This is a genomic window from Pantoea sp. K16 (assembly GCF_048452805.1).
In the GTDB taxonomy this organism is placed as follows: domain Bacteria; phylum Pseudomonadota; class Gammaproteobacteria; order Enterobacterales; family Enterobacteriaceae; genus Pantoea; species Pantoea agglomerans.
The window spans coordinates 50,744-64,506 of record NZ_JBLWNV010000012.1 but is presented as its reverse complement, the minus strand read 5'-3'; the positions used below and the strand labels follow the sequence as shown (position 1 = coordinate 64,506).

The 13,763-nt window shown below is 57.2% G+C and carries 12 protein-coding genes; 7 read left to right on the top strand and 5 right to left on the bottom strand.

All coding sequences use genetic code 11. The features are described from left to right. Positions 1-12 precede the first annotated feature (12 nt). A complete protein-coding gene (gene trpS / locus ACK13D_RS16385) occupies positions 13-1,014 on the top strand; it encodes a tryptophan--tRNA ligase (RefSeq protein ID WP_010253111.1) in 1,002 nt (333 codons plus the stop codon). Between the two features lie 58 nt (positions 1,015-1,072). Here trpS and cysG read toward each other — a convergent pair whose 3' ends face one another. Genes cysG through nirB form a run of 3 tightly spaced genes read right to left on the bottom strand, consistent with a single transcriptional unit; the run spans position 1,073 to position 5,346 of the window. Further along, positions 1,073-2,437 carry a siroheme synthase CysG gene (gene cysG, locus ACK13D_RS16380; RefSeq protein ID WP_418796875.1) on the bottom strand — a complete coding sequence of 455 codons (1,365 nt, stop codon included), beginning with the start codon at positions 2,435-2,437 and terminating at the stop codon, positions 1,073-1,075. A 45-nt stretch (positions 2,438-2,482) separates the two neighbouring features. Beyond that, complete coding sequence (nirD, locus tag ACK13D_RS16375; protein WP_010253107.1) at positions 2,483-2,809, bottom strand: nitrite reductase small subunit NirD; 327 nt, start codon at positions 2,807-2,809, stop codon at positions 2,483-2,485. Beyond that, entirely contained in the window at positions 2,806-5,346 is a 2,541-nt protein-coding gene (nirB, locus tag ACK13D_RS16370; RefSeq protein WP_418796873.1) for a nitrite reductase large subunit NirB, read from the bottom strand. The genes nirD and nirB overlap by 4 nt, the downstream gene beginning before the upstream one ends. Before the next feature lie 217 nt (positions 5,347-5,563). On the opposite strand from nirB, the gene ACK13D_RS16365 reads away from it, so the two are divergent. Beyond that, complete coding sequence (locus ACK13D_RS16365; RefSeq protein WP_029519456.1) at positions 5,564-6,841, top strand: cytosine deaminase; 1,278 nt, start codon at positions 5,564-5,566, stop codon at positions 6,839-6,841. 35 nt (positions 6,842-6,876) lie between these two features. Here the strand turns inward: ACK13D_RS16365 and tsgA are convergent, their stop codons facing one another. Then, positions 6,877-8,055: an MFS transporter TsgA gene (gene tsgA / locus ACK13D_RS16360; protein WP_031593897.1), complete on the bottom strand. Its 1,179-nt coding sequence runs from the start codon at positions 8,053-8,055 to the stop codon at positions 6,877-6,879. Between the two features lie 261 nt (positions 8,056-8,316). Here tsgA and ppiA point away from each other — a divergent pair, with 261 nt between their 5' ends. From ppiA to argD, 5 genes are all read left to right on the top strand, one after another. Then, the gene (gene ppiA / locus ACK13D_RS16355) at positions 8,317-8,889 is read left to right on the top strand and encodes a peptidylprolyl isomerase A (protein WP_003852970.1); all 573 of its coding nucleotides are present in this window, start codon (positions 8,317-8,319) and stop codon (positions 8,887-8,889) included. A 99-nt stretch (positions 8,890-8,988) separates the two neighbouring features. Then, positions 8,989-9,159: a YhfG family protein gene (locus ACK13D_RS16350; RefSeq protein ID WP_010253095.1), complete on the top strand. Its 171-nt coding sequence runs from the start codon at positions 8,989-8,991 to the stop codon at positions 9,157-9,159. Then, the gene (locus ACK13D_RS16345) at positions 9,149-9,742 is read left to right on the top strand and encodes a putative adenosine monophosphate-protein transferase Fic (protein ID WP_022624052.1); all 594 of its coding nucleotides are present in this window, start codon (positions 9,149-9,151) and stop codon (positions 9,740-9,742) included. Before ACK13D_RS16350 ends, ACK13D_RS16345 begins: the two co-directional genes overlap by 11 nt. Positions 9,743-9,783: 41 nt before the next feature. Continuing rightward, positions 9,784-10,359 carry an aminodeoxychorismate/anthranilate synthase component II gene (locus ACK13D_RS16340; protein WP_033758980.1) on the top strand — a complete coding sequence of 192 codons (576 nt, stop codon included), beginning with the start codon at positions 9,784-9,786 and terminating at the stop codon, positions 10,357-10,359. Between the two features lie 81 nt (positions 10,360-10,440). Beyond that, complete coding sequence (gene argD / locus ACK13D_RS16335; RefSeq protein ID WP_320503702.1) at positions 10,441-11,661, top strand: bifunctional acetylornithine/succinyldiaminopimelate transaminase; 1,221 nt, start codon at positions 10,441-10,443, stop codon at positions 11,659-11,661. A gap of 1 nt (position 11,662) precedes the next feature. On the opposite strand, the gene ACK13D_RS16330 is transcribed toward argD, so the two are convergent. Continuing rightward, positions 11,663-13,738 (bottom strand): YccS/YhfK family putative transporter, encoded by a 2,076-nt coding sequence (locus ACK13D_RS16330; protein WP_010253083.1) that lies wholly within the window; start codon positions 13,736-13,738, stop codon positions 11,663-11,665. Between the last annotated feature and the right edge of the window lie 25 nt (positions 13,739-13,763).

Below are 13,763 nucleotides of genomic sequence, written 5' to 3'. Positions count from 1 at the left end.
CAGGACATAAGTATGAAACCCATCGTTTTCAGCGGCGCACAGCCGTCCGGCGAACTGACCATTGGCAACTATATGGGAGCGCTGCGTCAGTGGGTGCAGATGCAGGATGATTTCCACTGCATTTATTGCATCGTTGATCTGCACGCTATCACCGTGCGTCAGGATCCTGTTGCACTGCGTAAAGCGACGCTGGACACGCTGGCGCTCTATCTGGCCTGTGGTATAGACCCGCAAAAAAGCACCATCTTCGTTCAGTCGCATGTGCCAGAGCACACGCAGCTGAGCTGGATCCTGAATTGCTATGCCTACTTCGGTGAACTGAGCCGCATGACGCAGTTTAAGGATAAATCAGCGCGTTACGAAGAGAACATTAACGCCGGTCTGTTCGACTATCCGGTGCTGATGGCGGCTGACATTCTGCTCTATCAGACCCATCAGGTGCCGGTGGGTGAAGATCAGAAGCAGCATCTGGAGCTGAGCCGCGATATCGCGCATCGCTTCAATGCGATCTACGGCGATATCTTCAAAGTACCAGAGCCGTTGATTCCGAAGTCTGGCGCGCGCGTGATGTCGCTGCTGGAACCGACGAAGAAGATGTCCAAGTCTGACGATAACCGCAATAACGTGATCGGCCTGCTGGAAGATCCGAAAGCGGTCGTGAAGAAGATTAAACGCGCCGTCACCGATTCTGAAGAGCCGCCAGTGGTGCGCTACGATATCAAAGAGAAAGCGGGCGTCTCTAACCTGCTGGATATTCTGTCGGGCGTGACCGGTAAAACTATCGCCGAGCTGGAGCAGGAGTTCGAAGGCAAGATGTATGGTCACCTGAAGGGCGCAGTAGCCGATGCTGTGTCGGGTATGCTCTCTGAGCTGCAGGAGCGTTATCACAGCTTCCGCAACGATGAAGCACTGCTGGAGCAGGTGATGCGTGATGGCGCGGCCAAAGCACGCGCACAGGCGCAGGAAACGCTGAAGAAGGTGTATCAGGCGGTAGGCTTTGTCGCGATGCCGTAATGGCTGAGCAGACAACCAGGACGGCGGGCATTGTGCCCGCCGTTTTTATTTGCCGGACTCAGAACCAGCGCAGACTGTCGCGCAGACTTACCACGCTGCCGATGATCATCAGGCTGGGACTGGTCACCTGACCGGCTAACGCTTCCAGCTCGCTCAGTGTCCCGGTGACCACGCGTTGACGCGTAGTGGTGCCGTTTTCCACCAGCGCTACCGGCATATCGCTGCGCATACCGTGCTTTATCAGCTGCTGCTGAATTTCTCCGGCCTGCGTGAGCCCCATATAAAAGACCAGCGTCTGCTGTTCCGCCGCCAGCGTCTGCCAGGCGAGCGTGCCCTCTTTCTGCAGATGCCCGGTAACCAGTCTGACGCTCTGCGCATGATCGCGGTGGGTCAGGGGAATACCGCTGTAAGCCGCACAGCCCGATGCGGCGGTGATCCCCGGCACCACGCTGAACGGAATCTGCCGCTGCGCCAGCGCTTCCAGCTCTTCACCGCCGCGACCAAAGATAAAGGGATCGCCGCCTTTCAGCCGCACGACCCGTTTTCCCCGCTGCGCCTGTTCGCAGAGCAGCTGGTTGATCTCATCCTGCGGCACGCAGTGATGTCCGGCGCGTTTCCCGACAAAAATGCGCTCGGCATCGCGGCGCACCAGATTCAGGATCTCATCAGAGACCAGCCGGTCATAAACGATGACGTCTGCCTGCTGGATCAGCTGTAAGCCTTTCAGGGTCAGTAATCCGGCATCACCCGGACCGGCACCAACCAGTGCCACTTCACCCTGTTGGCGAAGGTCAGCGTTAAAGAGCTGGTCGGTAATCTGCTCCGCGCGTTCACTGTCGCCGTTGGCCAGCGTCTGGGCCAGCCGCTCGCTGTTAAAGAAGCGTTCCCAGAAGTGGCGGCGGGCACTGACAGCGCTGAACTGCTGTTTCACCCGCGCGCGCAGAGTGCCTGCCAGCTGAGCCAGCTGGCCAAGGTGTTGCGGCAGCATCGCCTCCAGCTTCTCCCGCAACAGGCGCGCCAGTACCGGCGCGCGTCCACCGGAAGAGACGGCGACCATCAGCGGGGAACGATCGATAATCGACGGCATAATGGCGCTGGCCTGCTGCGGCGCATCCACCAGATTGCAGAAGATCTGCTGTTTTTCGGCGGCTTCAGCCACCTGCTGATTAACCGCATCATCGCTGGTCGCGGCGACCACCAGCCAGCAGCCGGTGAGCCAGTGCGGATCAAACGCCCCTGGCAGCAGCGTGATGGTTTCCTGCTGCGCCCATTGCCGGAAGGCGGGGGAGAAATCAAGGGCACCGACCAGCAGTTCGGCGCCGGCCTCCAGCAGCAGGCGGGCTTTCCGCTCAGCTACGTCACCTGCGCCGACCAGCAGGCAGCGTCGGCCCTGCAGGCGGCAGAACAAGGGGAAGTAGTCCATCAGACGTCCTTAAAAAAGCCCGCGGAGGCGGGCTGTTGACGGGAGTTACAGGCAGACTTCAACCTGTCCGGCATTGACCCGCACCGGCCAGGCCGCTACGGAGCGCGTTTCATCCTCCATGCAGTAGCCATCGCTAAGACGGAAACGCTGCTTTTTCAGCGGGCTGGCAACCCAGAGCGCATCCTGATGTTCAGCAATAATGCCGCGTGACAGCACGCTGGCATCGGCAAACGGGTCGATATTGCTGATGGCATAGAGCTGCTCATCGTTGCGGGGACGGAAGATAGCAACCTGCTGGCCTTTGACCAGCGCGCAGACGCCCGTGGCGGGCAGGATCTGCGTCAGCGGGCACACCGGATTCCACTGGCTCATGATTCGGTCTCCTCAATCAGGGTCACGGCAATGCGTTCATCGGCGCGTGCCGGGCGGTGCTGGTCGCGCTCCGCGACCCGCTGCACGCCAGGATCGCGTTGCGGCGAGTTGATAAAGTGGGCAAAGCGCGTCAGGTGATCCTTATCTTCCAGCGTCGCTTTCCATTCACAGCTGACGCTGCCGCGCAGTGCGGCCAGCTGCTGCTCCATCTGGCTGTTGAGGCCAAGTTTGTCATCCACGATCACCTTACGCAGATAGTCGATGCCGCCTTCCAGACTCTCCAGCCACAGCGAGGTGCGCTGCAGTTTGTCGGCGGTGCGGATATAGAACATCATGAAACGGTCGAGATAGGTGATCAGCGCCTGCTGATCGAGATCGGCCGCCAGCAGATCGCCATGGCGCGGTTTCATGCCGCCGTTGCCGCAGACGTAGAGGTTCCACCCTTTTTCGGTCGCGATAATGCCGACATCTTTGCCCTGTGCTTCCGCACATTCGCGGGTGCAGCCAGAGACACCAAACTTCATCTTGTGCGGCGTGCGGATGCCTTTGTAGCGGTTCTCCAGCATCACGCCGAAGCCGAGGCTGTCACCCACGCCATAACGGCACCAGGCGCTGCCAACGCAGGTTTTCGCCATCCGCAGCGCCTTGGCGTAGGCCTGGCCGGTTTCAAATCCGGCGTCGATCAGCTGTGACCAGATAGCGGGCAGATCGTCTTTCTGCGCGCCAAACAGACCGATGCGCTGAGAGCCGGTAATTTTGGTGTAGAGCTGATAGCGCTCGGCGATCTCGCCAATTACTTTCAGTCCCTGGGGCGTGATTTCACCGCCGGGCGAGCGCGGGATCACCGAGTAGGTGCCATCTTTCTGGATGTTGCCAAGGTAGAGGTCGTTGCTGTCCTGTAACGGCGCGTGCTGGGGTTTGAGCACATACTCATTCCAGCAGGAGGCGAGCAGTGAGCCAACCACCGGCTTGCACACTTCACAGCCGTAACCCTGACCATAGCGGGCCAGCAGTTCGTCAAAGGTTTTAATCTCCTCTACCTGAATCAGGTGATAAAGCTCCTGACGTGACCAGGCGAAGTGGGCGCAAAGATGGTTATTGACCTCAATGCCCTGACGGCTGAGTTCACTGTTGAGAACCTGGGTGATCAGTGGGATACAGCCGCCGCAACCGGTGCCGGCACGGGTGCTGCTTTTCAGTGCTGCCACGGTATGACAGCCACCCTGAACCGCCTTAATGATGTCGCCTTTACTGACGTCAAAGCAGGAGCAGATTTGTGCGGTATCAGGCAGAGAATCGACGCCGATGGCCGGTTTATCCCCGCTGCCGGCTGGCAGAATCAGCGCTTCCGGATTAGCAGGCAGCGGAATAGCATTCAGCACCAGCTGCAGCAGGTTGCCATAGTCGCTGGTGTCGCCCACCAGGACGGCACCCAGCAGGGTTTTCTGATCTTCGCTGATAATCAGGCGCTTGTAGATCGATTTGCTCTCATCCAGCCAGACCACGCTGCGAGCGCCTGGCGTGGTGCCGCGCGCATCGCCAATGCCGCCAACATCAACACCCAGCAGCTTCAGTTTGGCGCTCATGTCCGCGCCGGTAAACGCATTGTCGCGGCCCAGCAGATGGTCGCTGGCGACCTGGGCCATTTTGTATCCCGGCGCCACCAGGCCATAGACGCGATTCTGCCAGGCAGCGCACTCACCGATGGCGTAGATAGTGGGATCGCTGGTCCGGCACTGGTCATCAATGGCGATGCCGCCGCGCGGCCCCAGTGCTAATCCACACTGCTTCGCCAGTTTGTCCTGCGGGCGAATGCCGGTGGAGAAGACGATGAAATCGACCTCCAGCGCGCTGCCATCAGCAAACTGCAGCGTTTTGCCGCCGTGCTCGTGATGCACAATCTGTTGGGTGTTTTTACCGGTGTGGACCCGCACGCCCATCTGCTCAATCTTGCGACGTAGCTGCTCACCGCCTTGCTGATCTAACTGCTCCGCCATCAGCACCGGCGCAAATTCAATAACGTGGGTTTCAATGCCCAGATTTTTCAGTGCGCCCGCCGCTTCCAGCCCCAGCAGGCCGCCGCCAATCACCGCACCGCATTTACTGCGGCGCGAACAGGCTTCGATGGCGTTGAGATCTTCGATGGTGCGATAGACAAAGCAGTCGCTGCCTTCGGCACCGTTAATTGGCGGGATCCACGGATAAGAGCCGGTGGCAAAAATCAGCGTATCGTAATGCACCGCGCGACCGGTACTGGAGTGGATGAGCTTCTCATCACGGTTAATGGTGATGGCGCGTTCACCCAGCAGCAGATTGACCTGATGTTTGTCGTAATAGCCTTCACGAACCAGCGACAATTCTTCAGCGGTGTGATGGGAAAAGTAGGCGGACAGGTGGACACGATCATAGGCGACGCGGGGTTCTTCACAAAAGACGGTCAGCGAAAACTGGTCAGGTTCCGCTTTCTCTAGTAATTCTTCTATGAAGCGGTGGCCGACCATGCCGTTACCGATAACGACGACATTGTGCTTGCTCATTTTTGCCTCAAATTTGCGATATCTGCGGCTACAATAGCGCGCCGTTTCTGGCACTTATTGATATACATCAACCACGACGCCATATACCCATTAAGAGGTATATGGTTGATTTGAAATAATTTTTTCTGGTGCGGATAACCTGCTGATTATTCGGGCTTGCGGCGGGTCACCTGAATCGTGTTAGTTTTAAAACACAAAACCGGAAAAGGAGTCGGCAATGATGTCACCTAAGTGGATCAATAACGTGCGTTTACCCTGGCGGGATGGGTTATGGCAGATCGCCATCGCCGATGGCAAAATTGCCCGGCTCTCAGCCCAGCCGCAGCACGCTTCACCGGCGGATGAATCGCTGGACGGCGAGGGTGGCTTAGCCTGCGCGCCTTTTATTGAGCCGCATATTCATCTGGATACGACTCAGACCGCTGGCGAACCCGCCTGGAACCAGTCCGGTACGCTGTTTGAAGGCATTGAGCGCTGGGCTGAACGCAAAGCCATGCTCAGTCATGAAGATGTTAAGCGGCGGGCGATGCAGACGCTGAAGTGGCAGATTGCCAACGGCATTCAGTTTGTCCGTACTCATGTTGACGTTTCTGACCCGTCACTGACGGCGCTTAAAGCGATGCTGGAGTTGAAGGCGGAGATGGCGCCGTGGATCACTATCCAGATTGTTGCTTTTCCCCAGGAGGGTATTCTCTCTTATCCCAACGGTGAAGCGCTGCTGGAGGAGGCATTGCGGCTGGGCGCGGATGTGGTCGGCGCGATCCCGCATTACGAATTCACCCGTGAATATGGCGTTGAGTCGCTGCATAAAACCTTTGCGCTGGCTAACCGCTACGATCGGCTGATCGATGTTCACTGCGATGAGATCGATGATGAACAGTCGCGCTTTGTGGAAACCGTGGCGGCGCTGGCGCATCGCGATGGCAACGGCGCGCGCGTGACGGCCAGTCATACCACCGCGATGCACTCTTACAATGGCGCGTATACCTCACGACTGTTTCGACTGCTTAAGCTGTCGGGCATTAATTTTGTCGCGAATCCGCTGGTCAATATTCACCTGCAGGGCCGCTTTGATACCTACCCTAAGCGGCGCGGCATTACGCGGGTGAAAGAGATGCTGGAGGCGGAGATTAACGTCTGTTTCGGCCACGACGATGTGTTCGATCCCTGGTATCCGCTGGGCACCGCCAGCATGCTGCAGGTGCTGCATATGGGCTTACACGTCTGTCAGTTGATGGGCTATGAGCAGATTGATGCGGGTCTGGATCTGATTACGCATAACAGCGCGAAGACGCTGCAGCTGTCAGGCTATGGCATTCAGACCGGCAACGATGCCAGCCTGATTATTCTGCCGGCAGAGAGTGGTTTTGATGCAGTAAGAAGACAGGTTCCGGTGCGCTACTCGCTGCGTCGCGGCACTGTGGTGGCAGAGACAAAGCCTGCAGAAAGCGAGATTTACTGGCGGGAGCGGGAGCGGATAGACTTCCGGCGTTAAACAGCAGGGCGGCGATCTATCGCCGCCCTGAATGATTAATGCGTAACGTGACCGTGCGAGCGATGTTTAGTGACCAGCCCCAGCAGGACACACATCACAAACACCACCGCGTAGAGGCCGTTGGCGGTGGCCAGCGCCGTGTGCACGCCGCTCTTCTCAACAATCGGCGCGGTCACCACGAAGGTCAGCATGGTGCCGACGGTACCGCAGGTCAGAATGAAGTTCACCAGCTTCGGTGACGCCACTTTGGTCTGCAGCGAACCGAGCGTGATGATAGTGGTGTAAATCGCGCTGGAGCTGAAGCCCAACACCATAATGATCCACTTCAGCATGCTGGCATCCTGGCTGCTGACGAACCAGTACATCAGCACGGTAGCCAGTCCCGCCAGCACCATCAGAATGCGTTGCAGATCGAAGAAGCGCAGCAGGAAGCTGAAGGCCCACATCCCCACCATATAAGCGGTCCAGAAGCTGCCCACCAGTTGTCCGGCATCATTAATATTCATGCCCATGACTTTGGTGGCATATTCCGGCACCCAGGAGATAAAGCCAAGCTGGCCCAGAATGTAGCAGAGCGCCGCCACTGCCAGCAGCAGCACGCCCACACCCCATTTTTCTTTCTCAACTGTCGGGCTGTTTTCGGGCTTACGCAGCACCGGGAACTCGACAAACAGCGTCATGATGAAGATCGCGACGTAGATAAAGCCGATGCAGACGTAGACCCAGTACCACGGCAGCTGACGCGCCAGCAGAATCCCCGCCAGCACCGGAAACAGCGTGCCCGCCATGCTGAAGAAGGAGTCGGTAAACAGCAGGCGCGAACCGCGCTGGCGGCCTTCATACATATGGGTGATCAGGAAGGTGCCGATCGACATAGTAATGCCGCTGACCACGCCCAGCACAAACATACAGAGCGAGAAGACGGTCAGATCGCGGCTGGTCATCAACCCGATTATCGCCAGTACCATCAGGACGAAGCCGAAAATCAGCTGACGCTTCAGTGGCACAATCACCATCAGCCAGGCGTTCAGGAAAACCGCCGCCAGGATGCCGCTGTTGAGGAAGGTGAAGGTATTACTCATGCTGGAGATGGGGATCTGGAAATCTTTTGCGATATCGCCCATTACCATGCCGGTAACAATCACCAGCGCGCCGGTAAGCGCGTAGGAGAAGAAGCTTATCCAGGTGAGGCCAATACGATTACGGTTTGTCATGTTCTGAACCTGTTGAGAACCGGGTGCCAAAAAGTGTCAGAAAGTGTAAACGGAACCGTGATCTTAATAAACAACCAGTGAAACCAGAGATCCATATTTCATGTGTTGTGTGATTTTAATCACGTAATTGCCGGGGTTTAACGTTTGCTCCCCCCATTTGCTGCCACAGCGTAAATATAGGTAAAACGCTGGCTCCTGGAATAGAGTCTCTTTACAATCAATCACGTTTTTGTGCCCGCTCTCCCAGGTAAGGAATCTTTCATGTTTAAACGTACTTTAACAGCGGCCATCACCCTGTTAGCGCTCTCTTCCGTTTCCGCCCAGGCGCTGGCTGCAAAAGGTGACACCCACGTTCTGCTCACCACCTCCGCCGGCAATATCGAACTCGAACTGAATAACCAGAAAGCGCCGGTTTCTGTGAAAAACTTCGTTGATTACGTCAACAACGGTTTTTACAACAACACCATTTTTCACCGCGTGATCCCGGGCTTTATGGTGCAGGGTGGGGGCTTCACTACGGACATGCAGCAGAAGCAGACTAACGCGCCGATCAAGAATGAAGCGGATAACGGCCTGCGTAACCTGCGTGGCACGATTTCCATGGCGCGTACCGCCGATAAAGACAGTGCGACCAGCCAGTTCTTCCTCAACGTCGCGGATAATGCATTCCTCGATCACGGACAGCGCGATTTTGGCTATGCCGTATTTGGTAAGATTGTGAAAGGTCAGGATGTGGTTGAAAAAATTTCTCAGGTACCGACCAAAGATGTGGGTCCTTACCAGAATGTTCCATCCAAACCGGTAGTTATCCTCTCCGCCAAAGTCCTGCCTTAAGTCCGTTCGTCGCCATCTGCGGATGGCGACCGCCTGCCGCATCCGGCAAAGCCAGAATTTGCTCTTATACTTAGGGCAAAAACCTGAGCAGGAGGCGGCATGGCGAACAAACTCACCGAAAAACAGAAGGTCACCCTGTGGCGACAGCGGCGTAGCGCCAGCTATCAGGCCAGCTGTCGGCTGGAAGGCTTCTCGCCAAATGAAACCAGCGTAAACAGCGATGATGCGGCCGCACGTCTGGCGTCACTGAGGAGGCAATATGGACTCTAATACCGCCGTCAGCCAGGATCCCTACCTGTGGCAGCATGACAATGTGCTGAAAAACCTGCCCGATATTCACGATGCCGCGCAGCTGCGTAAGGCGGAGCTGAGTTTTAGTGCGGCGCGTGCCGCCACGCTGGAGCTGGGCCCACGTAATCCTGGACTGCCTTACCTGCGCCAGATCCACCGTACGCTGTTTCAGGACGTCTACAGCTGGGCTGGTGAACTGCGCACTATCGATATCTGGCGCGATGAGACGCCGTTCTGTCATTTCGAATATATCGAAAAGGAAGGTAACGCCCTGATGGCCGCGCTGGAGGAGGAGAAGGGCCTTGCTGACCTGCCACGTGACGCGTTTATTGAGCGTGTTGCCCACTACTACTGCGAAATCAATATGTTGCATCCTTTCCGCCACGGCAACGGTCGGGCGCAGCGGATTTTCTTTGAACAGCTGGCGCTGCATGCCGGTTATCTGCTCTCCTGGGAAGAGACTGACGCTGAAAGCTGGAAAGCGGCGAATCAGGCCGGTGTGGCCGGAGACCTGACTCTGCTGGAGCAGGTATTTGCGAAAGTGGTGAGCGAGGCGGCTTAACCGCGTAGAATAGCGGCGCGGGTAATTATTCTGGACTGGCCATGCTGCTGCTTATCGACAATTACGACTCCTTTACCTGGAATCTTTATCAATATTTCTGCGAGCTGGGCGCGCAGGTTCAGGTGGTGCGCAATGATGCCATCACGCTGGAGCAGATGGCGGCGTTACCGCTGACTCATCTGGTGATCTCCCCTGGTCCCTGCACGCCGTCGGAGTCAGGCATTTCGCTGGCGGCGATCCGGCATTTCGCCGGTCAGCTGCCGGTGCTGGGCGTCTGCCTGGGCCATCAGGCAATTGCGCAGGCGTATGGCGCGCAGGTCGTGCGTGCGCGTCAGGTGATGCACGGCAAAACCTCTGCGATTCAGCACACCGGACAGGGCGTGTTCCGCACTCTGAATAATCCACTGACCGTGACCCGCTACCATTCGCTGATTGTACAGCGCGACTCCCTGCCAGATGCCTTCGAGGTGACTGCCTGGACGGTGCGTGACGGCGAGCCTGACGAAATTATGGGATTCCGCCATAAAACCCTGGCGCTGGAAGGCGTGCAGTTCCATCCCGAAAGCATTCTCAGCGAGCAGGGACATCAGCTGCTGCGCAATTTCCTTGAGCAATAAGTTGCCTTTGAGTGATTTTTTATGCATATTTTGTGATTATTATTTCAAAGTTGCACATCAATCATCTAAATGGGGTCATCAATGGCAGCCGAAAAAATTGCGGTCACGCGGGAGACGTTCGATAACGTTATTTTGCCTGTTTATGCACCTGCGCAGTTCGTGCCGGTAAAAGGCAAGGGCAGTCGTGTATGGGATCAGCAGGGCAAAGAGTATATCGATTTCTCAGGTGGTATCGCCGTCACCGCACTTGGACACTGCCATCCTGCGCTGGTGGAGACGCTGAAAAGTCAGGGCGAGACGCTGTGGCACACCAGCAACGTCTTCACCAACGAACCGGCGCTGCGTCTTGCCAGTAAGTTAATTCAGGCGACCTTTGCCGAGCGGGTCTTCTTCGCTAACTCCGGGGCCGAAGCCAACGAGGCCGCCTTTAAGCTGGCGCGCTACTACGCCTGCAAACGTCACAGCCCATTCAAAAGTAAGATTATCGCCTTTCATAACGCCTTTCATGGCCGGACGCTGTTTACCGTCACGGTCGGCGGACAGCCAAAATATTCTGATGGGTTCGGGCCTAAACCGGCGGATATCGTTCATGTGCCGTTCAATGATCTGAACGCAGTGAAAGCAGTGATTGACGATCATACCTGCGCCATTGTGGTTGAACCGATTCAGGGTGAGGGCGGCGTCGTGCCCGCAACGCAGGAGTTTATGCAGGGACTGCGTGAGCTTTGCGATCAGCATCAGGCGCTGCTGGTGCTGGATGAAGTGCAGAGCGGCATGGGGCGCAGCGGCAAGCTGTTCGCCTATGAGCATTATGGCATCCAGCCCGATATTCTGACCTCAGCCAAAGCGCTGGGCGGCGGTTTCCCGGTCAGCGCCATGCTGACCACTAACGAGATCGCCTCGACCATGACGCCGGGCGTGCATGGCACCACCTATGGCGGCAATCCACTCGCCTGCGCCATCGCTGAAACCGCGCTCGATATTATCAATACGCCGGATGTGCTGGCAGGCGTTGAGACACGTCGTCAGCACTTTGTCACGGCGCTGCAGGCCATCGATGCGAAGTATGATCTCTTCAGCGATATTCGCGGCAAGGGTCTGCTGATTGGCGCGGCGCTGAAACCGCAGCATGCCGGTAAAGCACGCGATATCCTGAATGCCGCGGCCGCAGAAGGCGTGATGGTGCTGGTTGCCGGCACCGACGTGATGCGTTTTGCCCCGTCACTGATCATTGAGCCTGCCGACATCGAAGAGGGCATGAGCCGCTTCGCCACGGCCGTCGGCAACGTGCTCAACGGCTAGCTTAGTTTTTACGTAAGCGTCTGATCAGCCAGCGGCCATGTTGCGGCCGCTGGTTCCACGCCAGCGATGAAATGGTGTACATCACGCTCAGATGATCGAGAATGCGCCGCACATGCTGCTCCACCACCGTGATCGGTCCCTCACTGATGTTCTCCAGCTCATCCAGCAGGTTAACCTGTGAGCTTTCACCATCATATTCCAGCCGCTGCTGACACCGCTGCAGCGCGATTTCACAGGATTGCAGGTAACGCTCAGCCAGCGAGGCAGTGAGCATGGTGTGCTCACGCGCCAGAATCGTCATGGCGTTGATATGCTCGACGATAAACTGACTGTGCGTGACCCAAAGCCGCATATCACTCAGATAGCGGGAGTTGAACGCGGGTTCCTGCATCGCCTGATTCAGTGAGTTAAACAGCGCATTGTGTGCCTGATTGACCTTCACCCGCTGATAAGCCAGTTTCTCTGGTGACTGTTCGTCACCCAGCAACAGCCGCAGCGCATCCTGATAGGTTTCCAGTGCGTCATGGGCGTTCTGCCGCAGTAAGCCGCTCTGCCACTGCGGCCACAGCCACAGCATCCCGCCAAAGGCGATCAGACAACCCATCAGCGTATCCATGAGTCGCGGCAGCAGAAACTGCGCGCCATTCAGCGACAGCAATTGCAGCGAGTAAACCGCCGTGACCGTAAAGCCAATCATCGACCAGCCATAGAACTGGCGGGTAAAGCGATAGCTGATAAAAGTAATTGCCAGCATGATCAGCAGCACCAGCGACTCCGGCACCGCCATGCGCAGCGTGGCGGCCGCGATCACCAGACCGGCAAAAGTGCCCAGCGCCCGGTGCTGAATGCGGACACGGGTAGCGCTGTAGCCGTTCTGGCTGACGAACATGATGGTCATCAGGATCCAGTAGGGTTTGGGGATGTTGAAGAACAGCGCCAGCGCGCTGCCCAGCATCAGCATTACCGCAAAGCGGCCGGCAGTGCGCAGGGCCGATGAACGAAAAGAGAGATAACTGCGCAGCGCCGGTAACAGCGGCAGACGGCGCTGGCGGTCAGCCATCAGATCGCGCTGATAAAGGGGTTTCTGGGTGCGCAGGACCCGCGCGATGCGGTTGAAGTGGTAAAGACAGAAGTTACCCACCGGATTGTCGGGATGCTGATGGGCGATTTTCTCCAGCGCGCCGAGCTGTTTATCCATCGCAAAGCGATCGGGTAGCTGGTGATAGAGAATGTTATCCGCCAGCACCCGCAACCGGGCCGAGATGGTTTTGGCATTCCAGCGGATCACCGCTTCGGCGTGGCTCTGTTCGACCAGCTTCTGCACCTCTTCCGGCCGATGCAGGCTGACCGAGATATGTTCCTGCAGATCCAGCGCCACCTGAAAGGCGCGCGTCAGCCGTTTATGGCTGTGATCGCGGCTTGCCGACAGCATATGCATCTGCTGATAACAGGTGTTAATCAGATCGACCACTTTCTGCTGGCGAGCCAGCAGCGGCGGCAGCGCCTTTTCCGGATCGGTCAGCTGCGTCAGCAGGGTATATTTTGCGTCGCAGTAGTTAGCCAGCTCGCGGTAGATCAGGCTCAGGCTTTCGCGCATTGGCTGCTCTTTCCACAGCCAGAACCAGAACCAGTTAAACAGCCCGTACCATAGCGTGCCGCCGATATAGAGCAGCGGGGGAACATAGATTGGCATGCGGCCAATCAGGCTCAGGGTAAAGATGGCGGCAATCAGGGTGCCGGGCAGCAGACGACCATGCAGCGGGCTGATCTCCCCGGTAACGCCGAGCAATAAGGGCATGGCAAACAGAATCAGCGGCAGCGGAATAGCATGCAGGGTGAGCCACTGCATCAGAAAGCTGCCGAGGGCAAACAGGCTGCCGCCAACAATCAGGCGTTTGAAGAAGCGTTTATGCGGGGTATCCAGACCGGCGATGTTGCAGCAGGCGGGCACTAATGAGAACAGCAGACCTTTTTGCAGGTCGCCAGCCAGCCAGCCCAGCGCCACCGGCAGACAGAGCACCAGCGTTTGCCGCAAGGCGTAGTTAACTTCAGGATGGTAAATAATTCGACGCCACATCGGCCCAACACAAACAATAACGGCG